This is a genomic window from Streptomyces sp. NPDC001393, from assembly GCF_053597455.1.
In genome coordinates this window covers 53,963-74,650 of sequence record NZ_JBSFIH010000019.1, presented here as the reverse complement: position 1 = coordinate 74,650, position 20,688 = coordinate 53,963, and the positions used below count along the sequence as shown (strand labels likewise).

At 72.4% G+C, this 20,688-nt stretch carries 23 protein-coding genes; 15 read left to right on the top strand and 8 right to left on the bottom strand.

The window, feature by feature from the left end; translation table 11 throughout:
• The first annotated feature begins 24 nt into the window (after nucleotides 1-24).
• The 11 genes from ACWC2T_RS21610 to serS all read left to right on the top strand — a co-directional run bounded on the left by ACWC2T_RS21610 (nucleotide 25) and on the right by serS (nucleotide 10,462).
• Nucleotides 25-1,167 carry an acyl-CoA dehydrogenase gene (locus ACWC2T_RS21610; RefSeq protein ID WP_450671964.1) on the top strand — a complete coding sequence of 381 codons (1,143 nt, stop codon included), beginning with the start codon at nucleotides 25-27 and terminating at the stop codon, nucleotides 1,165-1,167.
• Between the two features lie 111 nt (nucleotides 1,168-1,278).
• The gene (locus tag ACWC2T_RS21605) at nucleotides 1,279-2,574 is read left to right on the top strand and encodes an aspartate aminotransferase family protein (protein WP_450671963.1); all 1,296 of its coding nucleotides are present in this window, start codon (nucleotides 1,279-1,281) and stop codon (nucleotides 2,572-2,574) included.
• 2 nt (nucleotides 2,575-2,576) lie between these two features.
• Complete coding sequence (locus tag ACWC2T_RS21600; RefSeq protein ID WP_450671962.1) at nucleotides 2,577-3,059, top strand: type II toxin-antitoxin system RatA family toxin; 483 nt, start codon at nucleotides 2,577-2,579, stop codon at nucleotides 3,057-3,059.
• Nucleotides 3,060-3,080: 21 nt separating this feature from the next.
• Complete coding sequence (locus ACWC2T_RS21595) at nucleotides 3,081-3,611, top strand: hypothetical protein (RefSeq protein WP_351211016.1); 531 nt, start codon at nucleotides 3,081-3,083, stop codon at nucleotides 3,609-3,611.
• A complete protein-coding gene (locus ACWC2T_RS21590) occupies nucleotides 3,608-4,153 on the top strand; it encodes a flavin reductase family protein (RefSeq protein WP_450671961.1) in 546 nt (181 codons plus the stop codon). Before ACWC2T_RS21595 ends, ACWC2T_RS21590 begins: the two co-directional genes overlap by 4 nt.
• On the top strand, nucleotides 4,150-5,133 hold the full coding sequence (locus ACWC2T_RS21585) for a VlmB-like protein (protein WP_450671960.1): 984 nt from the start codon (nucleotides 4,150-4,152) through the stop codon (nucleotides 5,131-5,133). The genes ACWC2T_RS21590 and ACWC2T_RS21585 overlap by 4 nt, the downstream gene beginning before the upstream one ends.
• On the top strand, nucleotides 5,130-6,137 hold the full coding sequence (locus ACWC2T_RS21580; RefSeq protein WP_450671959.1) for a beta-ketoacyl-ACP synthase III: 1,008 nt from the start codon (nucleotides 5,130-5,132) through the stop codon (nucleotides 6,135-6,137). The genes ACWC2T_RS21585 and ACWC2T_RS21580 overlap by 4 nt, the downstream gene beginning before the upstream one ends.
• A 34-nt stretch (nucleotides 6,138-6,171) precedes the next feature.
• Nucleotides 6,172-6,402, top strand: coding sequence for an acyl carrier protein (locus ACWC2T_RS21575; RefSeq protein ID WP_450671958.1), 231 nt, complete (start codon nucleotides 6,172-6,174; stop codon nucleotides 6,400-6,402).
• A complete protein-coding gene (locus ACWC2T_RS21570) occupies nucleotides 6,402-7,622 on the top strand; it encodes a beta-ketoacyl-[acyl-carrier-protein] synthase family protein (RefSeq protein ID WP_450671957.1) in 1,221 nt (406 codons plus the stop codon). Before ACWC2T_RS21575 ends, ACWC2T_RS21570 begins: the two co-directional genes overlap by 1 nt.
• Before the next feature lie 88 nt (nucleotides 7,623-7,710).
• Nucleotides 7,711-9,192 carry an APC family permease gene (locus tag ACWC2T_RS21565; RefSeq protein ID WP_450671956.1) on the top strand — a complete coding sequence of 494 codons (1,482 nt, stop codon included), beginning with the start codon at nucleotides 7,711-7,713 and terminating at the stop codon, nucleotides 9,190-9,192.
• Complete coding sequence (gene serS, locus ACWC2T_RS21560) at nucleotides 9,185-10,462, top strand: serine--tRNA ligase (RefSeq protein WP_450671955.1); 1,278 nt, start codon at nucleotides 9,185-9,187, stop codon at nucleotides 10,460-10,462. The genes ACWC2T_RS21565 and serS overlap by 8 nt, the downstream gene beginning before the upstream one ends.
• Nucleotides 10,463-10,514: 52 nt before the next feature.
• On the opposite strand, the gene fdxA is transcribed toward serS, so the two are convergent.
• The 5 genes from fdxA to ACWC2T_RS21535 form a co-directional block, all read right to left on the bottom strand.
• Nucleotides 10,515-10,850 carry a ferredoxin gene (fdxA, locus tag ACWC2T_RS21555; protein WP_450671954.1) on the bottom strand — a complete coding sequence of 112 codons (336 nt, stop codon included), beginning with the start codon at nucleotides 10,848-10,850 and terminating at the stop codon, nucleotides 10,515-10,517.
• Between the two features lie 28 nt (nucleotides 10,851-10,878).
• Nucleotides 10,879-12,246: an MFS transporter gene (locus ACWC2T_RS21550; RefSeq protein ID WP_450671953.1), complete on the bottom strand. Its 1,368-nt coding sequence runs from the start codon at nucleotides 12,244-12,246 to the stop codon at nucleotides 10,879-10,881.
• 149 nt (nucleotides 12,247-12,395) lie between these two features.
• Nucleotides 12,396-13,496, bottom strand: a complete 1,101-nt coding sequence (locus ACWC2T_RS21545) for a fatty acid desaturase family protein (RefSeq protein WP_450671952.1) — start codon at nucleotides 13,494-13,496, stop codon at nucleotides 12,396-12,398.
• 259 nt (nucleotides 13,497-13,755) lie between these two features.
• On the bottom strand, nucleotides 13,756-13,905 hold the full coding sequence (locus ACWC2T_RS21540) for a hypothetical protein (protein WP_450671951.1): 150 nt from the start codon (nucleotides 13,903-13,905) through the stop codon (nucleotides 13,756-13,758).
• 42 nt (nucleotides 13,906-13,947) lie between these two features.
• Entirely contained in the window at nucleotides 13,948-14,955 is a 1,008-nt protein-coding gene (locus ACWC2T_RS21535; protein ID WP_450671950.1) for a DUF2156 domain-containing protein, read from the bottom strand.
• A 443-nt stretch (nucleotides 14,956-15,398) separates the two neighbouring features.
• Between ACWC2T_RS21535 and ACWC2T_RS21530 the strand changes: the two genes are divergently transcribed.
• From ACWC2T_RS21530 to ACWC2T_RS21520, 3 genes are all read left to right on the top strand, one after another.
• The gene (locus ACWC2T_RS21530; RefSeq protein ID WP_450671949.1) at nucleotides 15,399-16,184 is read left to right on the top strand and encodes an AfsR/SARP family transcriptional regulator; all 786 of its coding nucleotides are present in this window, start codon (nucleotides 15,399-15,401) and stop codon (nucleotides 16,182-16,184) included.
• Nucleotides 16,185-16,296: 112 nt separating this feature from the next.
• Nucleotides 16,297-17,841, top strand: coding sequence for an acyl-CoA carboxylase subunit beta (locus tag ACWC2T_RS21525; protein WP_450671948.1), 1,545 nt, complete (start codon nucleotides 16,297-16,299; stop codon nucleotides 17,839-17,841).
• 11 nt (nucleotides 17,842-17,852) lie between these two features.
• Nucleotides 17,853-18,068 (top strand): acyl-CoA carboxylase subunit epsilon, encoded by a 216-nt coding sequence (locus ACWC2T_RS21520; protein WP_450671947.1) that lies wholly within the window; start codon nucleotides 17,853-17,855, stop codon nucleotides 18,066-18,068.
• A 76-nt stretch (nucleotides 18,069-18,144) separates the two neighbouring features.
• Here ACWC2T_RS21520 and ACWC2T_RS21515 read toward each other — a convergent pair whose 3' ends face one another.
• The gene (locus ACWC2T_RS21515) at nucleotides 18,145-18,579 is read right to left on the bottom strand and encodes a DUF6299 family protein (protein WP_450672001.1); all 435 of its coding nucleotides are present in this window, start codon (nucleotides 18,577-18,579) and stop codon (nucleotides 18,145-18,147) included.
• Between the two features lie 232 nt (nucleotides 18,580-18,811).
• Here ACWC2T_RS21515 and ACWC2T_RS21510 point away from each other — a divergent pair, with 232 nt between their 5' ends.
• Nucleotides 18,812-19,006, top strand: a complete 195-nt coding sequence (locus ACWC2T_RS21510) for a DUF5999 family protein (RefSeq protein WP_450671946.1) — start codon at nucleotides 18,812-18,814, stop codon at nucleotides 19,004-19,006.
• A 9-nt stretch (nucleotides 19,007-19,015) separates the two neighbouring features.
• Here the strand turns inward: ACWC2T_RS21510 and ACWC2T_RS21505 are convergent, their stop codons facing one another.
• Both ACWC2T_RS21505 and ACWC2T_RS21500 read right to left on the bottom strand, forming a co-directional pair.
• Nucleotides 19,016-19,414, bottom strand: a complete 399-nt coding sequence (locus ACWC2T_RS21505) for a RidA family protein (RefSeq protein WP_450671945.1) — start codon at nucleotides 19,412-19,414, stop codon at nucleotides 19,016-19,018.
• Nucleotides 19,411-20,547: an acyl-CoA dehydrogenase family protein gene (locus ACWC2T_RS21500; protein ID WP_450671944.1), complete on the bottom strand. Its 1,137-nt coding sequence runs from the start codon at nucleotides 20,545-20,547 to the stop codon at nucleotides 19,411-19,413. Before ACWC2T_RS21500 ends, ACWC2T_RS21505 begins: the two co-directional genes overlap by 4 nt.
• Between the last annotated feature and the right edge of the window lie 141 nt (nucleotides 20,548-20,688).

The following is a 20,688-nucleotide window of genomic DNA, read 5'->3' as shown; positions in this document are numbered from 1 at the left end:
CACCCCGACCTGCGGAGGTTTCCCGTGCGTTCCCTCGATGCCGCCCGGACCGTCTGCGAGCGGTTCCACCCCGGACTGCTCAAGGAGCTGGAGCAGATCCCGTACGCCGAGCGCGAGCGGCCCGGCAGCCCCGTGATCGACCTCTTCCGCATCCACGGCGGGGTCGGCCTGCTCATCCCCGAGACCTACGGCGGCCACGGCGCGGCCCCGCTGGAGGCGCTGCGGGTGCAGCTGGCCCTGGGCGCCCTTTCCCCCTCCCTCGTCGCGGCGGTGTCCATGCACCACTTCACCGCGGCCATGCTGTACTCGCTCGCGGTGAAGTCGGGCCGGCTCACCGCCGCGCAGACCGAGCTGCTGCACCGGATCGTGCCGGAGCAGCAGGTGATGGCGTCCGGCTGGGCCGAGGGCCGTACCGCGCAGAACATCCTCAAGCCGGCCGTCACCGCACGCCCGGTGGAGGGCGGGTTCCTGCTGTCCGGCGCGAAGAAGCCGTGCAGCCTGTCCCGTTCGATGAGCCTGCTGACCGCGTCCATCGCGATCCACGGCGAGGACGGCGGCGAGCCGGAGCTGGCCCTGGCGATCGTGCCCGCCGACGCGCCCGGTCTGTCCGTGCACCCGTTCTGGGCCAACGACCTGCTGGCGGGCGCGGAGAGCGACGAGGTGCGGCTGGAGGACGTGTTCGTCCCGGCCGAGATGGTCGTACGGGCCGGCGACGACGACCCGACCCGCCTGGACGACCTGCAGTCGGCCGGGTTCGTCTGGTTCGAGATGCTGATCTCCGGCGGGTACGCCGGCGCCGCCGCCGCGCTGGTGGAGCAGGTGCTGGAGCGCAAGCGGGGCGGCGCGGAGGAGCGGGCGGCGCTCGCCGTCGACATGGAGGCCGCGCTGGCTCTGCTGGAGGGCGTGGCCCGCGGCACGGGTCCCGAGCCGGGTGACGAGGAGTCGGTGGCGCGGGTGCTGGTCGCCCGGTACGCCGTGCAGAACGCGCTGCCGGACATCGTGGGGCGGGCGCTGGAACTGCTGGGGGGGCTGGAGTTCATCAGCAACTCTGCCTCCGCGCAGGCCGCTGCCGCTACTCGAGCACTGGCCTTTCATCCGCCGTCGCGTATCGCCGCGTCGGAGCCGTTGCTCGCGTACTTCGGCGGGGGGCCGTTGGTTTTGGCGTAGAGCTCGGTCGGATGAGCTCCGTTCGCGGCTGCGGGTTCGTTGTGGTTGATCGCGCAGTTCCCCGCGCCCCTTTGGGGCGCGCTTTTCCACCCTCTTTTGGAGTCAGTGACCGTGACCGTAATCCAGGAATCCCAGGCGGCCCCGGCCGTCGAAGATGAGGCCGAGATCCTCAATCTCTACCGCGCCCACCTCAGCAAGGGCCGGGCCACGCTTGCCGAGTTGTTCGGCAGTCATATGGAGGTGGCGTCCGAGGGCGCCTGGCTCACCACCAGTGACGGTGAGCGCTTCCTGAACGCGGGCGGCTACGGCGTGTTCATCATGGGCGCCCGGCACCCGATCGTCATGGAGGAGGTGGAGCGCCAGCTGCGCACCCACCCCACCGCGACCCGCATCCTGCTGGAGCCGACGGTGGCCCGCGCCGCCGAGGCGCTGGTCTCCGTGCTGCCTCCCGGTCTCGACCGCGTGCACTTCGCGCTGTCCGGCGCCGAGGCGGTCGAGACGGGGCTGAAGCTGGCCCGCGCGGGCGGCCGCAAGCGGACCGTCTCGATGCGCGGCGGCTACCACGGCAAGACCCTGGGCGCGCTGTCGGCGACCGCCAAGGACGTCTACCAGGCGCCGTTCCGCCCGCTCGTCCCCGACTTCCAGCACCTGCCGTACGGCGACGCCGACGCCCTGGAGGCCGAGCTGAGGGCCCACCCGGGCGAGGTGTGCGTGATCCTGGAGCCGGTGCAGGGCGAGGGCGGGGTGATCGTCCCGCCGAAGGGCTACCTGAAGCGGGTCGAGGAGCTGGTCCGTGAGTACGACGGCTTCCTGATCCTCGACGAGGTGCAGTCCGGGTTCGGGCGGCTCGGCGAGTGGTGGGGCGCCGACATCGAGGGCGTCGTCCCGGACGTCCTGCTCACCGGCAAGGCGCTCGGCGGCGGGGTGATGCCGGTGTCGGCGGCCGTCGCCACCCGCAAGGCGTTCCGCCCCTTCGACAAGGACCCCTACGTCCACACCGCCACCTTCTCCGGGCAGCCGGTGCTGATGGCCGCCGTGCAGGGCGCGATCCGGGCCGTGAAGGAGGAGCGCCTGGTCACCCGGGCCATGGACCTCGGCGCCCGGCTGCTGCCGCGGATCGCGGAGGTCGCCCGGCGCAACATCCCCGAGCTGGTGGTGGACGTGCGCGGCCGGGGCCTGCTCATCGGCGTCGAGCTGGTCGAGGCGGGCCTCGCCGGCGAGCTGCTGATCGAGCTGTTCAACCACGGCGTGGTCGCCAACCACTCCATGAACGGCAGCTCGGTGGTGCGGTTCACCCCGCCCGCCGTGCTGGACGACACCGACGTGGACTTCCTCGTCAACTCCTTCGACCTGGCCACCCGCGACCTGATCAAGGGCGCGGCCAAGATGCCGGAAGGCGGTAACTGATCGTGCGGCACGTCGAACTCGATGCCCTGATACCCGCGGAGCAGGCCGACACGGTCCTGCACGCCGTACGGCGCTGGGAGCGGTACCCGGACCTCGCGCCCCACGTCAACGCGACCACCGTGCACGCCTCCTACCCCGACCCGAAGGCCTCCTCCAGCTGGGAGCTGCACTTCCGCAGCGGCCTGCTGCGCTGGACCGAGGACGACACGGTCGTGCCGGAGGAGGGCGCGATCCGCTTCGAGCAGTCCGACGGGGACTTCGACTCCTTCTCCGGGACCTGGTCCGTCCGGCAGTCCGGCGCGGACGTCACGGTCCGCTTCGACGCCGACTTCGACTTCGGCATCCCGAGCCTGGAGGGCATCCTCGACCCGATCGCCGAGCGGGTCATCAAGGAGACCGTCGCCTGGGCGCTGACCGGCCTGTTCCCGGCCGTGCGCATCCAGGGCGGCATCGAACTCACCACACCCGCCGCGGTCGGCGCCTAGGACCCGCGCGAGGAGCTGACCATGGACCAGGCGAACCCCTTCGAGACCCCGCGCACCTACTCGCTGCACCGCGCCGAGTACCTGGTGGGCCTCGCCGTCACCACCGGCCTGATCGTCTACCACTTCGGCGACATCCGCTGGCTGCCGGCGCTCGGACTGTTCCTCTACATCGACCTGATCGGCTACATCCCCGGCGCGATCGCGTTCCGCAGGAGCGGCGGCCGGCCGATCCCCAAGGCGTACTACGTCCTCTACAACGTCATGCACAGCCTCATCACCCAGGGCGCGGTCGCCGCGCTGTGGTGCTGGCTGGTCAGGCCGGAGTGGGCGCTGCTGGTGCTGCCCTTCCATCTGTTCGGCGACCGCGGCCTGTTCGGCAACTTCATGAAGTCCTTCGCGCTGCCCTTCGAGCCGGTGCGCCAGGAGGGCTATCTGCGGCTGCTGGACGACCTGGGGCTGCCGCACCCGAAGCCGGTCGGGCACGCCATGGACCCGGTGCCGGTCGGACACGTGCCCGCACGTGTCGTACGCGAGACGGAGGCCGTGCGATGACCACCGCCACGGAGGTACGACGCCCGGTCCGGCAGGACCCCGCCGAGCGCCGGCGCGCCCTGTACCACCTCGCCTCGCCGGTGTCCCTGCTGACCACCGGCCCCGAGGACCATATGCACGGCACGACCGCCAGCACGGTCACCCTCGTCTCGCGCGAGCCCCTGCTCGTCGGGGTCGTGCTGCGGGCGGGCTCGTCCTTCGCCCGGCTGGCGGCCGCGGAGGGCCGGTTCGCGATCAATGTGCTCGGCGCCGAACAGGCCGACGTGGCACGGCGGTTCGCGGACAGCTCCCGGCCCGACGGCGACGCGGCCTTCGCGGGCCTGGCCTGGACGGCGGACCGCTACGCGCACGCCCCGCTGATCGCGGGCGCGCTCGCCCACTACGTCTGCCGCTTCCACTCCGCGCACCCGGCGGGCGACAGCGAACTGCTGCTCGGCCACGTCGTGCGGGCCACCGCGGACGACGGGATCCCGCTGTTCTCCTACGCCGGCGGGCTGTACGCCGGCTCCCTGCGCCCGGCGAAGGAGGCCGCCGCGTCATGACCTCGTCATCCATTGCTCCCGAGGCGGACTGGGAGAAGGCGCCCGGTCTGCTGGACGGCGCGAAGGAACTCACCCTCGGCCCCGAGGAGTGCGACCTTGCCTACTGGATCACCTCGGTCGCCCAGGGCACCCTGCGGGGCCGAGGGGCGACCGGCCACCACGCGAACGCGCTCACCCCGGACTTCCTGAAGGCGCCCGGCCCGTTGCGTGAGGCTCTGGTGCTGGAGTTCGGCTTCCGGGCGCTGGCGGAGGAGCTGGCCACCCGGCTGCTCGGCCATTACGTCTCGATCGCGCCCGGCATCCCCCAGATGGAGTTCTACGCCACCCAGCTGCTCGACGAGGCCCGGCACGCCCGGGTCTTCCGCCAGCACCTGGTGGAGCTGGGCATCCCGCAGCACACCCTGCTGAAGGACATCGAGGAGATGGCCCGGGACTACCGGGGGCGGGTCCTGGACCCGGTGGTGGACTTCACCCTGGACATCGTCCGCGACCAGGCCGACTTCCCCGGTGGGGTCGCCGTGTTCGCCATCATCATCGAGGGCGTGCTCGCCCCGGCCGCCGAGCTGAGCGAGCGCAAGTGGACCCCGCTGTCCCCGGCGACCGGCGAGATCTCGCGCGGCACGGCCATCGACGAGATCAGGCACCTCACCGTGGCCAGCACCATCCTGCGCGACCATGTGATCGAGCACCCGGAGTACAAGCCCAGGCTGCTTCAGATCCTGCGCGCGGGCGTGAAGCTGTGGGACGAGATCCCGGACCGGGAGTTCGTCATCCACCGCGAGGAGCTGTTCCAGGAGGGCATGGCCCGGCACGCGGACCTCATCGGCGACTACGAGATCTGGCCGGGCGTGCGGCTGCTCGACACCACCGCCGAGCAGCGCTACGACATGGCCGAGCGGTGGACCGACGAGATGGCCGAGGTCCGCATGGCCTACATGGGCCTGCCCGTCGAGGTCCTCTCGTCCGAGGCCGGCGCATGAGCACCGGGCGGGCCGCGGTCGTCACCGGGATCGGGTCGTACGTCCCGCCCAACCGGGTGACCAACGACGACCTTTCGGCCCGGCTGGAGACCTCCGACTCCTGGATCCGGTCCCGCACCGGGATCGCCGAACGGTACGTCGTGTCGCCGGGCACCTCCACCGGCGACCTGGCGGTCGAGGCGGGCCTGCGGGCCCTGAAGTCCGCCGGGGACGAGCGCGTCGGGGCGGTGGTGCTCGCCACCACCACCCCGGACCAGCCCTGCCCGGCCACCGCACCGCAGGTGGCCGCGCGGCTGGGGCTCGGACCGGTGCCGGCCTTCGACGTGGCGGCCGTCTGCTCCGGGTTCCTCTACGGCCTCGCGTCCGCCGCGGGGCTGATCGCGGCCGGCGTCGCGGACAGCGTGCTGCTGATCGCCGCCGACGCCTTCACGACGATCATCGACCCGGCCGACCGCACCACCGCGGTGATCTTCGCGGACGGCGCGGGCGCGGTCGTGCTGCGGGCCGGCTCGCCCGCCGAACCGGGGGCCGTCGGGCCGCTGGTGCTCGGCAGCGACGGCGAGCTGAGCCATCTGATCGAGGTGCCCGCGGGCGGCTCCCGGCAGCGGTCCACCGGCCGTCCGGCCGCCCCGCGGGACCACTTCTTCCAGATGCTCGGCCGGGACACCTACCGGCACGCGGTGGCGCACATGACCGCCGCGTCCACCGAGGCCACCGTGCGGGCCGGCTGGCACCTGAGCAACGTCGACCGGTTCGTGGCCCACCAGGCCAACGCCCGGATCCTGGAGGCGGTTTCGGACCGGCTCGGCATCCCCGCCGAACGCCGGCTGAGCAACATCGAGCGGGTCGGCAACACCGGCGCCGCCTCGATTCCGCTGCTGCTCGCCGAGGCCACCGCCGAGGGGCGGCTCGCCGCGGGCCACCGAGTGCTGCTCACCGCGTTCGGCGGCGGCCTGTCGTGGGGTGCGGCCACTGTCATCTGGCCGGAGCTGCAGACCATCTGATCGACCGTCAGCACATACCTGGAAAGGAACCGACATGCTGGAGCAGCTCAAGGAAATCCTGTCCAACAAGCTCAAGGTGGCGCCCGAGGCCATCACCCCTGAGGCCACCCGGGAGGACATCGAGCTGGACTCGCTGGCCGTGGTGGAGCTGTCGCTGCTGCTGAAGTCCGAGCTGGGCCTGGACATCAGCGACGACGATCTCCTGGAGGCCGAGACCGTGGCCGACATGGTCCGGCTCATGGAGGAGCGGAGCGCGACGGTCTGATGGCCGGCATGGACATCGCCGTCACCGGGCTCGGCCTGATCACCCCCGGCGGGATCGGGGTCGGGCCGAGCTGGGCGGCGGTCTGCGACGGCAGGCCGGCCGCCGCCCTCGATCCGGTGCTGGCGGACAACCCCGTACAGATCTCCTGCCGGGTGCCCGGCTTCGACCCCGAGACCCTGCTGAGTGCGCGGCGCGCCCACCGGCTGGACAGGTTCGTGCAGTTCGCGCTGGTCGCCGCGCACGAGGCGGTGGCCGACGCGGGCCTGGACCCGCAGACCTGGGACGGCGCGCGGGTGGGTGTGGTGCTGGGCTGCGCCGACGGCGGTCCGGGCACGGTCGAGGACCAGCACCATGTGCTGCGCGAGCACGGCGCCGACCGGGTGTCGCCGCTGCTGCTGCCCATGCAGCTGCCGAACATGCTGGCCGGCCAGACGGCCATCGAGTTCGGGGCGACCGGGCCCAACCTGGTGGTGGCGACGGCCTGTGCCTCGGGCGCGACCGCCATCGGCACCGCGCGGGACCTGCTGGCGCTCGGCCGGTGCGACATCGTGCTGGCCGGGGGCAGCGAGGCCATGATCACCCCGCTGGTCATGGCCGGGTTCGCGCAGATGGGCGCGCTGTCGAAGCGGCACGACGACCCGGCGTCCGCGTCCCGGCCGTTCGACGCCGACCGGGACGGCTTCGTCGCGGGCGAGGGTGCCGGGATCCTCGTGATGGAGCGGGTGGCCGACGCGCGGGCGCGGGGCGCCCACATCCACGGCCGGATCATCGGCTACGGAGCGACGGCCGACGCCCACCACATGACGTCACCGCATCCGGACGGCACGGGCATCGAGGCCGCGGTGCGAGCCGCTCTCGCGGACGCGGGTGCCGACCCGGACGACGTGCAGCACGTGAACGCCCACGGCACGTCGACACCGCTGAACGACCTGTCCGAGGCTCGCATGATCCAGCGGACCCTGCGCGGGGATCCGCTGGTCACGTCCACGAAGGGAGTCACCGGTCATCTGCTGGGCGCGGCGGGGGCGGTGGAGGCCGCGTTCGCCGTGCTGAGTGTGGAGCACGAACTGATTCCGCCCGTCGCGGGCCTGGTCATGCCCGATCCCCGGATCGAGATCAAGCTGGCGCAGACCCTGACCGAGATGCCCATCGACCTGGCGCTGAGCAACTCCCTGGGCTTCGGCGGGCAGAACACGGCGCTGGCGATCGCCCCCGCCTGAGCACACATGCGCAAGCAGCCGTCCGCCGAGAGAGCTCCGCGGGCGGCTGTTCCCCCTTTCTCAGGTCCTCCCTGCTCTGGAGTCCCCCATGTCCACCAGTGGTTCCACCCGTCGTTCCCCCTCCCCACCCGGCCGGCTCGGTACCGGGCACATCCTGTTTCTCATCGTCGCCGCCGCCGCACCGCTGTCCGCGATGGTCGGTACGGTCCCGCTCGCGTTCGCCTTCGGTGACGGCGCCGGCGTGCCCGCGGCGTTCCTGTTCGCCGGAGTGACCCTGCTGTGCTTCTCGGTCGGGTACGCGGTCAGTGCCCGTCGTACCGGAGGCTCCGGTGGCTTCTACGCCTCCGTCGCCGACGGACTCGGCAGGCCGCCCGCCGTCGCGGCCGGGTATGTCGCGCTGCTCTCCTACAACTGCGCCACCATCGGGCTCGCGGGCGCGCTCGGCTACTTCACCCACCTCGTCCTCGCCGCCCACGGACTGACCGTGTCCTGGGAGTGGTGTGCGGCCGTCGGGCTGGTGCTGACCGCCGTGCTCGGGTACCGGGAGATCGCGCTCAGCGCCCGGGTGCTCGCCCTGCTGATGCTGGGTGAGATCGGCGTGCTGGCCGCGCTGGACGTGGCCATCCTCACGCGGCACGGACTGCATGCCCTGCCCACCGCCTCCTTCTCGCCGCACACGGCCGTGGGCCCCGGCGTCGGTGTGTCGCTGATGTTCGCGTTCGTCTCCTTCATCGGCTTCGAGTCGGCCGCGCTGTACGGCAAGGAGGCGAGGGACCCCCGGCGCAGTGTGCCCCGGGCCACGTACGCGGCCGTCGTGCTGATCGCCGGTTTCTACGCGCTGACCAGCTGGCTTGCGGTGGGTGCGGTCGGCAGTGGCCGGGTGCGGGAGGTCGCGGGCAAGGAGATGGGCGACCTGTTCTTCGTGCTCGGCGACGACTTCCTCGGCAAGGCGGGCAGCACGGGGCTCCAGGTGCTGCTGTGCACCAGCCTGTTCGCGGCGACGCTGGCGCTGCACAGCGCCGCCAACCGGTATGCGCAGGTCCTCGCCGAGGACGGTCTGCTGCCGGGCGCCCTGGCCGCCGAGCACGCCCGGCACGGCTCCCCGCACCGGGCGAGCCTCGCGCAGAGCGCGCTGACCGCGGTGGTCGTGGCCGCCTTCGCCGTGGCCGGCCTCGACCCGTACGCCGACCTGACCACCAGCATGCTCGGCCTCGGCACCCTCGGCATCGTCGCGCTGCAGGCACTGGCCGCGCTGTCCGTGCTCGGGCTGCGGCTGCGCGGGGGCGGCGGGCACTGGTGGCGGGAGACCCTCGCCCCGCTGCTCGGCTTCACCGGGCTGGCCGCCTCCGTCTGGCTGGTCGTCGGCAACTTCGACATGCTCACCGGCTCCCCCTCGAAGGTGATCGCCGCCCTGCCCTGGCTGCTGCCGCTGGTCGCGCTGGGCGGTCTGGCGTACGCCGCCCGCATGCGCTCGGCCCGCCCGCTGCGCTACCGCCGGCTCGGCACCCGGCACCTCGCCGCCCCCGCCCCGGCACCCTCCCCCGCCCTGACAGGAGACCGCCATGCATGATCCCCACGAGCTGATCGAGGCGGGCCCCGACGCCGTACGGCGCCTGGCCCGCCGCCGCCACGACCTCGACCTGGAGGCGCTGAGCGCCGCCCTGCGCGACCGCTCCGCCGCGCAGGCCGAGGTCACCCGGCTGCGCACCGAGCTGAACCGCACGGCCAAGGCCCGCCGCTCCGGCCCGCCGACCGAGGCGGAGAAGGAGGCCGCGCGGGCGCTGCGGGCTGAGGTGCAGCAGGCGGAGAGCGTTGCCCGGAAGGCCGCCGGCGAGCTGAGCGAGCTGATGCTCTCGATCCCCAACCTGCCGCTGGACACGGTCCCGGACGGTGACTCCGAGAAGGAGGCCGTGGAGGTACGACGGGACGGGCCGGCGCCGCGTCCGGCGGACGGGGCCCGCCACCACGCCGAGATCGGTGAGGCGCTCGGCATCCTCGACTCCGCCGCGGCGGCCCGGCTGTCCGGCGCCCGGTTCAGCGTGGCCCGGGGAGCCGGTGCCCGGCTGGAGCGGGCCCTCGGCGACTTCTTCCTCGACCTGCACACCCGCGAGCACGGCTACACCGAGCAGTCCGTGCCGTTCCTGGTCAGCCGGGACACCATGACCGGCACCGGTCAACTGCCCAAGTTCGAGGAGGACTTGTTCCGCACCCAGGTCGGCGACCGGGAACTGTTCCTGATCCCGACCGCCGAGGTGCCGCTGACCAACCTGGTGGCCGGGCAGCTGCTGGACGCGCGGAGCCTGCCGTACGCGTTCACCGCCCGCACCCCCTGCTTCCGCGCGGAGGCGGGGGCGTACGGCCGGGACACCCGCGGTGTGCTCAGGCTGCACCAGTTCGAGAAGGTGGAGCTGGTGCGGATCTGCGCCCCGGAGCGGGCGCAGGAGCAGCTTCAGCTGATGGTCGGACACGCCGAGGAGTGCCTGCGCCGCCTCGAACTGTCCTTCCGTACCGTGCTGCTGCCCGCGGGCGACATGGGTTTCTCGGCGCGGATGACGTACGACATCGAGGTCTGGCTGCCGGGCGGCGGCTCCTTCCGTGAGATCTCCTCGGTCTCCGACTGCGGCACCTTCCAGGCCCGCCGCGCGGACATCCGGGTCAGGGGTGCCGACGGCCGCAAGACCCCGGCGGCCACCCTGAACGGGTCGGCCCTGCCCATCGGGCGGACCGTGGCGGCGCTGCTGGAGCAGGGCGTCCGGGACGACGGGTCCGTGGTGCTGCCCGAGGCGCTGGTGCCGTACACCGGCTTCCGGCGGATCCTGCCGGGCGGCGCCACCGAGTGAGGACACCAAAAAGGGGCGGGAGTCTCACTCCCGCCCCTTTTCGCTGCCTGGCTCACGCGCCGGCCACCGGAACCCCCTTGGGCAGCGCGCTCACCAGTGCCGAGTCGTGGTCCTGGGGGCCGAGGGCACTGCCGCCGCCGGGCGAGCCGAGGCCCGCGAAGAAGTCGGCGTTGGAGGCCGCGTGGTCGCCGCCCCACTCCTCGGGCAGGTCGTCCTGGAAGTAGATGGCGTCGACCGGGCAGACCGGTTCGCAGGCGCCGCAGTCCACGCATTCGTCCGGGTGGATGTACAGGGCGCGGCGGCCTTCGTAGATGCAGTCGACGGGGCATTCGTCGATGCAGGAGCGGTCCTTGACGTCGACGCAGGGCAGTCCGATGACGTAGGCCATCTTCAACTCCTTCTGGTACGGGGAGGGTTCAGTCGACCGGGGTTCCGGTGGTGCGCTCGCCCAGGGTCAGCACGGTGAGCGCCAGGACGGCCATGGCGGCGGCGATGACGGCGAACAGGGCGCCGGCGCCGTGTGCGTCGAGGACCGGGAGCAGGACGAACGGCAGTGCGGCGGCGCTGAGTTTGGACAGCGAGTAGGCGGCGCCGGCGGCGGTGGCCCGGATCGCGGTGGGGTACTGCTCGGACAGGTACACGTGGGAGACGCTGGAGAAGACGTTGCTGCAGAGCGTGTAGGCGAAGCCGCACACCACGATCAGCTCCGCCGAGTCCGCGTACGCGAAGCCGAGTCCGGCCACGACCATCGCGGCCGCCGACAGGGCGATCAGGGTGCGGCGCTCGACGCGGTCCACGACCGGCAGGGCGAGCGCGGAGCCCACGGGGTAGCCGAGGAAGGACAGTGCGGTGAAGCCGAGTCCGGCGACGACGCCGTAGCCCTTGGCGGCGACGATCTGCGGGGCGAGGGTGCCGAAGCCGTAGTAGCCGACGACCGAGAGCACGCAGAAGAGCCAGAGCACGAGGGTGCGTCGGCGCAGGCCGGGGCCGAGGACGTCCCGCAGCCGGGCGTCGTCGACCGCGGCGTCGGCCCGGGGTGCGGGCCGGTCCGGCACGAGTGCCCGGCCGCCCGCCTCGGCCTCCATCCGGGCCACCAGCCTCTCGGCCTCCGCGGTGCGGCCGTTCGCCGCCAGCCAGCGTGGGGACTCGATCAGCCCCCGGCGCAGCAGCCATACGACGGCCGAGCCGAGCGCGCCGAGCACGAACAGCCAGCGCCAGCCGGCCACGCCGAGCGGGGTCCGGGGCACCAGCCACAGGGCGGCGAAGCCGACCGCGGGGACCCCGCAGAAGGCGAGGGTGTAGGCGTGGGCGATGAACCGGCCGCGCCTGGAGGCGGGCAGGACGTCCGCCAAGTAGCAGTCCGACAGGGCCTGTTCGGCGCCGATGCCGAGACCGGCGAGGAAACGGGTCACGATCAGCCAGGCGGCGTTCGGCGAGAGGGCGCCGAGCAGGGAACAGACCGAGTAGACGGCCAGGTTGACCTGGAAGGCCCGGCGCCGGCCGAACCGGTCGGCGATCCGGCCGAGCGTCAGCGAGCCCAGGAACTGGCCGAGGAAAGCGGAGGCCAGGACGAGCTTGAGCGAGGTCGCGCCGAAGCCGAAGTCGCTCTGCAGCACCTTGCCGATGGTGCCGGACAGGTTGTTCTCGAAGGTGTCGAAGAACAGGCCGACACCGATGACCGCGGTGAGTCTGCGGTGCAGCGCGGTGATCGGCAGCCGGTCCAGGCGGGCGCCGATCGGGGCGGCAGCGGTGACACCGCCCGCCGCCGCGGTGGTCTGGGACATGGGCTGGCTCCTTACTGACTCCTGCGTGGGGTTCGGGTCCGCCCCCGGTCAAGGAACCGCCCGGGCCACCGGCGGGCCCGGGCGTGCGGCCCGGGGGCCGGGGTGTGGGGTGTGGGGTGAAGTGGGCGCTGCCGTGACGGGGTGGGTGATCAGACCGATTCCATGGCGCGGCGCCGGATCTGTTCCTCCACGTCACCGCGGCGGACGGGCGCGCTGACCTCGTGGAGGTAGGAGGCGACCTCGCGGTAGGAGGCCCAGAACCCGACCTCGTGGTACGGCACGCCGCGTTCGGCGCAGTACTGCATGGTCAGCTCCCGGGCGCGCGGCAGGTTCTTCTGCGGCATGGCCGGGAACAGATGGTGTTCCACCTGGTAGTTGAGGCCGCCGTAGAGGAAGTCGATGAGCAGGCTGGGCCGGATGTTGCGGGAGGTGAGGACCTGCCGCTCCAGCCAGTCCAGGGTCTCCTCCTCGCCGTCGCGGATCTGCATGCCCTTGTGGTTGGGGGCGAAGATCATGCCGAAGTAGACGCCGAGGGCGGCGTGCTGGACGACGATGAACGCGACCGCGAGCGCCGGGGACAGGACGGTGAAGACGCACGTGAGGTAGACGGCGGCGCGCAGCAGGATCAGGAACGTCTCCAGCACCGGCCGCTTGGTCCTGCCCTGGGCGATCGACAGCACGGCCGTCTTCAGCATCTTGAAGCCCTCCAGCACGAGCAGCACGAAGAACAGCACGCTCTGGTAGCGCACGACGAACTTCTGGGTGCCCTTGCGGGTGGGGTACTGCTTGATGTCGAAGATGGCGGTGCGCCGGCCGATGTCCGGGTCCATGTCCAGGTGGTTGGGGTTGCTGTGGTGCCGGTTGTGGTGGTTGACCCACCAGCCGTAGCTGACCCCGTTGACCAGGTTGGCGTGGATGTAGCCGACCGCGGAGGCGGCCTTCTTGCTGCGGAACATCGCCTTGTGGCCGGCGTCGTGCCACATGAACGCCGACTGGCCGCCGCACAGGCCCATCCACAGGGCCGTGACAAGCTGCCACCAGGTGTCGCCCAGCTCGAAGAAGGCGGCGAAGCCGATGAGCAGCAGGGTGGTGTTGAGGGCGAGCTTGCCCACGTAGTAGCGGGGGTCGAGGTCGAGCAGGCCCTCGGCCTTGACCCGTTTGAGCAGTTCGGCGAAGGTCGCCGAGGCGCCGGGGCGCGGGGCGGCCTCAAAGGCCGGCACCCCGGCCGTCTGGGTGTGCGGACGCTGCATGCGTTGCTCTCCTTGGGAGAAGTGCCCGGTGCGGGCGGCGGCGCCGCTGCCCCGCGGAGCTGCGGGCGCCGCGAGTCGACTTCGGCTCCCGCGTGCGGTCACCGTCGCGGGACAGGTCCTGTCGGGGTCCGCCCGGCGCACCCGGGCGACGGGAGCACAGTGCGGTGCTCCCGGGCCCGGACCGCCGGGCGGACGTGTGTCCAGCGTTCCGTGCCGTACTGATGTGGCACTGATGCCGGTCTGATCCAGCCGGGCGCGCTCAGGCGGCGGCCTCGGTGCGCAGCCGCTCGTCGAGGGCGCGGACGACCGCGTCGGCGGCCTCGGCGACCTGCTGGTCGTCGGGGGCGCCGATGACGGCCATGAGCTGCTCGACCATGGCGTGCTGGAGTTCCTCGGTGGTCTGGCTCATGATGTGTCTCCTGTCGGGGTGAAGGTTCGGTGTGATGTGGCGTCAGAAGGCGTTGCAGGCACGGAAGATGTGCGCGAACCCGGGCAGTGAGGCCTGCGGGCCGTCGAAGGCGACGTACTCGGGGATGAGCAGGTCCGGCGCCCACTTCTGCTTGTACGACAGCTGGGTCTGCGCCGGGTACAGCGCCGCGCCCTCGGCCCACAGGGCGTGCATCAGCCACTGGAAGGCCGGGCTGTGGCCGTCGAGTTCATGGCTCGCGTCCAGGCCGGTGAACGGCGTGAACCCGAAGTGCAGCCACTCGACGCCCTCGGCCCGGAACACCTCGACGGCGTGCGCGTTGATGGCTTCCATCAGGCCCGGGGAGCCCTCGGGGATGCGGCGGCTGAGGTCGTGCATCCAGCCGGCCCGGCTGCCGTACACCGGCGAGTAGGAGATGTAGGCGACCGGGGCGCCGTCGATGGTGCCGGTGAACAGCCGACGGTGTGCCTGGGCCTCGCCGCCGATCTGGCCGACGAGGAACTCCAGTTGCTGGGCGCCGCCCTTGGAGCCGAGCCAGGCCGCATCGATGGTGGCGATGGCCTCGGTCACGTCGGCCGCGTCGACCTCCTGGATCACCAGGCCGTTGCGGTGGGCGCGGGAGATCTTGTTGCGCAGCTGCATGAACTTGGTGCCGCGCAGGGTGAACCCGTCGAGGCTCACCGCCCAGGAGGCGCCGACCTGGTTGACGGTGAAGCCGTGCCGGGCGTAGCGCTCGGCGTCCGTGCGCTGGAGCTGGACGCCGACGAGGCTGAGGCCCTCGGCGCGGACGTGGCTCCGGAAGGCGTCCAGGAGGGTGTCGTAGTCCTCCTCGGCGGCGAAGGGGCCGCCGAACTGCACGGCCCAGCGGCCGGTGCGGCGGTGGACGACGACGCCGTCCGTGCCCGGGACGGTGAAGGTGCTGTTTCCGCTGTTGAGTGCCAGGAACGAACTCGGGTTCTCGCTCGCGGTGTGCCTGCTTATCGCCTCCAGCACCCGGTTTCCGGTGGCGGTTTCGGTGGTGGTCGCGGTCATTCCCGTACCCCTTTCGGGAGCGTTTTCACGGCAAGGGAGTGTCGAAGCGAGTACAGCACCGCCGGGACGCCCAGGAAAAGGGCAGTTGGAAATTCATTGCCGTGCGTCAGAAGCGCGTCAGCATTCCGTCAGCGCGCACTGCCAATGTGAAGGACGTGGACGGCAGTCGGACCAAGATTTCCGTACACGGGTGAAATCGAATTGACTGGTCCGGCGCGCGGAAACAGACTCACCCTCAGCCGGTACTCCGTCGAAGGCGACGGAGACCGGTTTCCCAGAAACCGCCGGCCGCCCCCCGTCCCGGCGGAGCAACCGCCCCGGCGGGCCGCGAGAGAATAGGCCCGCCGGGGCGTGGCGCGTTCGGCCTCCCGTTTTTCCACCGCACTGCACCGGAAACACCGTCGCCGAGGAATTGTCGTCAAGGGTCATCAAGGGGGAATGACATGCTGAGGTTCTCCGTTCTCGGGCCACTGCAGATACGCACCGACGCCGGTCCGGCGGACGTGCCGGGCGATCTGCAGCGCATCCTGGTGCAGACGCTGCTGGTCTGCGAGGGCCGGCCGGTCTCCGGGGAGAGCCTGGCCGAGGAGATGTGGGGCGAGGCCGTACCGGACAACCAGGCCAACGCCCTGCAGGCGCACATCAGCCGGCTGCGCCGCAGGCTCCGGGCGCTGGAGCCGGAGCGGCCGGTGTCGCGGGTGACGATGCATCCGGCCGGCTACCGGCTGGGGCTGGGTGAGGGCGAGCTGGACGCGGCCGAGTTCGTCCGGGCGGTGCGGCTGGCCGAGTCCGCCGGGCCTCAGGACGCCGAGCGCACCGCCCGGCTGCTCGGGGACGCGCTGGCGCTGTGGCGCGGGCCGGTCTTCGGCGGCTTTCCCGGCGGGACCCTGTGCCAGCTGGCGGGCGCCCGCTACGAGGAGCACCGGATGCGGGCGATGGAGCTGCGCTTCGACGCCGAGCTGCGGCTCGGCCACCACGCGGCCGTGCTCGCGGAACTGGCCGACGCCCATGCCAACCACCCGTTGCGGGAACGGTTCTGCGAGCAGTTGATGGTCGCCCTGTACTGCTCGGGACGGCAGGCCGACGCCCTGGACGTCTTCCACCGGATGCGGCGCCGGCTGGACGACGAACTCGGCATCCAGCCCTCCCCCGCGCTGCGCCGGGTCGAGAACGCGATCCTCTCCCACGACCCGGCCCTCACCGGCGACCGGCTCCTCCAACCGGCCTGATCTGTCCGGCAGTTGACGCGCAAGCGGCCCGTCAGCCGACGGTCAGCCCCGGTTGTCACGATCGCCGGGGCGACGCCACCGAAGAGAACTCCTCACGCAGAGGCAGGCAGAGATGAAGTCCCAGGTCGCGGAACTGGCCGAACTGCGCGCACGCGTGCTCGCCGGCCCCGGCGAGAAGGCGACAGCCGCCCAGCGGGCCAAGGGCAAGCTGACCGTACGCGAACGGATCGGCCTGCTCCTGGACGAGGGCTCGTTCCACGAGGTCGAGCCGCTGCGCCGGCACCGGGCGACCGGGTTCGGTCTGGAGACGAAGCGGCCGTACACCGACGGCGTGGTCACCGGCTGGGGCACCGTCGAGGGACGTACCGTCTTCGTCTACGCCCATGACTTCAGGATCTTCGGCGGGGCGCTGGGCGAGGCCCACGCCGCCAAGATCCACAAGATCATGGACATGGCCATCGCGGCCGGCGCACCCCTGGTCTCCCTGAACGACGGTGCGGGCGCCCGCATCCAGGAGGGCGTGACCGCGCTCGCCGGGTACGGCGGCATCTTCCGCCGCAACACCGCCGCCTCCGGGGTGATCCCGCAGATCAGCGTGATGCTCGGGCCCTGCGCGGGCGGCGCCGCCTACTCGCCCGCCCTGACCGACTTCGTCTTCATGGTGCGCGGGACCTCGCAGATGTTCATCACGGGCCCGGACGTGGTCAGGGCGGTGACCGGCGAGGAGATCACCCAGAACGGCCTCGGCGGCGCCGACGTCCACGCCGAGACCTCCGGCGTCTGCCACTTCGCCTACGACGACGAGGAGACCTGCCTGGAGGAGGTCCGCTACCTGCTCTCCCTGCTGCCACGCAACAACCGGGAGAACCCGCCCGCGGTGCCCTGCGACGACCCGGACGGCCGGCGCTGCCCCGCGCTCGCGGACCTGGTACCGGCCGACGGCAACCGGCCGTACGACATGACCCGGGTGATCGAGGAGATCGTCGACCACGGCGAGTACCTGGAGGTGCACCAGCGCTGGGCCCGCAACATCATCTGCGCGCTGGCCCGGCTGGACGGCCACGTCGTCGGGATCGTCGCCAACCAGCCGCAGACCCTGGCCGGGGTGCTGGACATCGAGGCGTCCGAGAAGGCGGCCCGGTTCGTGCAGCTGTGCGACGCGTTCAGCATCCCGATCGTCACCCTGCTCGACGTGCCCGGCTTCCTGCCGGGCGTCGGCCAGGAGCACGGCGGCATCATCCGGCACGGCGCCAAGCTGCTCTACGCCTACTGCGACGCCACCGTGCCCCGTATCTCGCTGATCCTGCGCAAGGCCTACGGCGGCGCGTACATCGTCATGGACTCCCGGTCGATCGGCGCCGACCTGACCTACGCCTGGCCGACCAACGAGATCGCGGTGATGGGCGCCGAGGGCGCCGCGAACGTCATCTTCCGGCGGCGGATCGCCGAGGCCGACGATCCCGAGGCCATGCGGGCGGAGCTGGTCAAGGAGTACCGGGCCGAGCTGATGCACCCGTACTACGCGGCCGAACGCGGCCTGGTCGACGACGTGATCGACCCGGCCGACACCCGCGCCGTCCTCATCGGCGCGCTCGCGATGCTCCGCGCCAAACACGCCGAGCGCCCCGCACGCAAGCACGGCAATCCCCCTCAGTGACGGAGGTCCCCATGTCCCTGTCCCCCACGTCGTCCCCCGCGTCCGCCCCCGTTCCGCCGATCCGCGTCGAGAAGGGCGAGGCCACCGACGAGGAGCTGGCCGCCCTCACGGTGCTGCTGCTCAGCCGGGGCGCCCTCGCCGGCGCCGGTGCGGAGCCCTCCTCCCCCGGCACCACCTCCTGGCGCCCGCACGCCTTCCACGCGCCGCACAGCTGGCAGCGCTCCTGACGCCGGGCGCCGTGGGTGCGCCGGGTGGCCCGGGACGGGAGGGTGTACCGGGCCACCCGGCGCAGCGGGACGTCCGTCACTTCTGGGTGAGGGTGACGTCCTGCTCCTGGACGGCGTGGAAGTCCGGCAGCAACAGCAGCAGGCCGCCGCCGGAGCGCAGGTCCGTGACCGTCGCCTGCACATGGGCCTTGCCGGCCTTCAGTTGCTTCGGCGAGATCCTGCCGGTGTTCTCCCAGCGGTGCTCGGCGCCGTCGCACCGGGCGGGGGTGCCGCCGATGCCGTACACGGACGTGCGGTCTCCCTGGCTGACCGTGGTGCTGACGAAGGCGACACCGGAGGCATCGGTGCAGCGGTAGGTGCCGGTCAGGGTGATCGTGCCGTCCTTGGCGATGTGGCCGGTCGGATCGACGGTCACGGTCTCGGACGAGTCGGCGGCGGCTGCCGGGGCGACGGCGGTGCACAGCAGGGCGGCTGCGCCCAGGGCCGCGGCGAGGGCGGGGCGTAGGGGCACGGGTACCTCCGGATCCATGGAATGGGAGGTTCCACTGGTACCGGTCGGCCGGGCCGTCGGGCGTGACCGTCACCCCATCGGTGGCGCGTCATGGAACGGTCCGGGAGTTGTCCGGGAGTTGTCACGCTTCACCTCGCGCGGTTCCGGGGCGTTCACGGCGGGAGCATGGTCTGTGTATGACGGGCGGCGGCCGCATCCGCCGGCCCCTCACATCCCGATGTGGAGGTGCGCCATGTGCTCCGACCAGTCCTCGTGCCCCGCCTCCGGCCCCGCCTCGCGGCACCCGGTGGCCGCCCACCCCGAGCAGGGCTGGACCCTGCTGTGCGACGGCTCGATCGTGTTCGACGACAGCGGCGAACTGCACCCGGACGGCAGTGTGGTCCCGCCGTGCCGGGTCCCGGCGGAACGGCTCGCCGTGGCCGCCTGACCCCGGCCCCTACGGCAGCACCGCGAACCCGTCCAGCTCCACCATCGCCTGCTCGTCCCACAGCCGTACGACCTGGACGACGGCCATCGCCGGGTAGTCCCGGCCCGCCAGGTCCCGCCAGATGCGGCCGAGCCGGCCGGCGTGGGCGCGGTACGCGGCGACGTCCGTGGCGTAGACGGTGACCCGGGCGAGGTCGGCGGGGGTGCCGCCGGCCGCGCGCAGGGCGGCGAGGAGGTTGCCGAGGGCCCGCTCGAACTGCTCGGGCAGCGAGGCCCCGGTGACCTTGCCGTCGACGTCGAGGGCGGTCTGGCCCGCGAGGAACACCACGCGCGAGCCGGCGGCGACGACGGCGTGCGAGAAGCCCGTGGGCGGGGACAGCTCGGGCGGGTTGACGCGCTCGGTCGTCACCGGACCTCCTGATCGTGGGCGTGGGCGTACAACTCCTTGGCGATGATGCCCCGTTGGACCTCGCTGGCGCCCTCGTAGATGCGCGGGGCGCGCACCTCGCGGTAGAGGTGTTCGAGGAGGTGGCCGCGGCGCAGGGCGCGGGCGCCGTGCAGCTGGACGGCGGTGTCGACGACGTACTGCGCGGTCTCCGTGGCGAGCAGCTTGGCCATCGCGGCGCGCTGGGGGACGTCGGCGGCGCCCTCGTCGTACGCCGTGGCCGCCGCGTAGACCATCAGCCGGGCCGCCTCCGTGCGCAGGGCCATCTCGGCGACCTGGTGGGAGACGGTCTGCAGGTCCATCAGCCGGCCGCCGAACGCCTCGCGGCGGCGGGTGTGTTCGAGGGTGGCGTCGAGCGCGGCCCGGGCCATGCCGACCGCGAAGGCGCCGACGCTGGGGCGGAACAGGTTGAGGGTGCCCATGGCCACGGCGAAGCCCCGGTCGACATCGCCGAGCACGTCGTCCGCGGTGACCGGCACGGCGTCGAAGTCCAGGGCGCCGATGGGGTGCGGCGAGAGCATGTCCAGGGCGGTGCCGGTGAGCCCGGGCCGGTCGGCGGGGACGAGGAAGGCGGTCACGCCGCGGGCTCTGGCGCCGGGCGTGGTGCGGGCGAAGACGGTGTAGAAGTCGGCCTCGGGGGCGTTGGAGATCCAGCGCTTGGCGCCGGTGAGCCGCCAGCGGCCGGCGCCGTCGGGCTCGGCCGCCAGGGACAGCGCGGCCGCGTCCGAACCGGCCCCCGGCTCGCTCAGCGCGAAGGCGGCCACCGCGCTGCCGTCGGCGACCCGGGGCAGCCAGCGCTCGCGCTGGGCGGGGCTGCCGTGGGCGTGCACCGGGTGGGCGCCCAGGCCCTGCAGGGCGAGCGCGGTCTCGGCCTCGGTGCAGGACTGGGCGAGGGACTCCCGCATCAGGCACAGGTCGAGGGCGCCGGAGCCGAACAGCCGGGCCAGGAGGCCCAGTTGCCCGAGTTCGGCGAGCAGCGGCCGGTTGACGTGTCCGGGCTCACCCTTGTCGGCGAGCGGGCGCAGCCGCTGCGCGGCCGTCGTGCGCAACTCGGCACACCAGGCGGTCTGCTCCGGTTCGAGCGAGAATGCGGGCACTGCCGGTCCTCCCGTCGCAGCGGTTCACGAGCGAGCCACGGCGGCGACACCACCGTCCCGCCACTGCCTCCGTCCCGACGTTATCGCGCACAGTTGACTGCCGTCACCAACACGATACGCTCGTTGCGCGAGCCCGCCAGG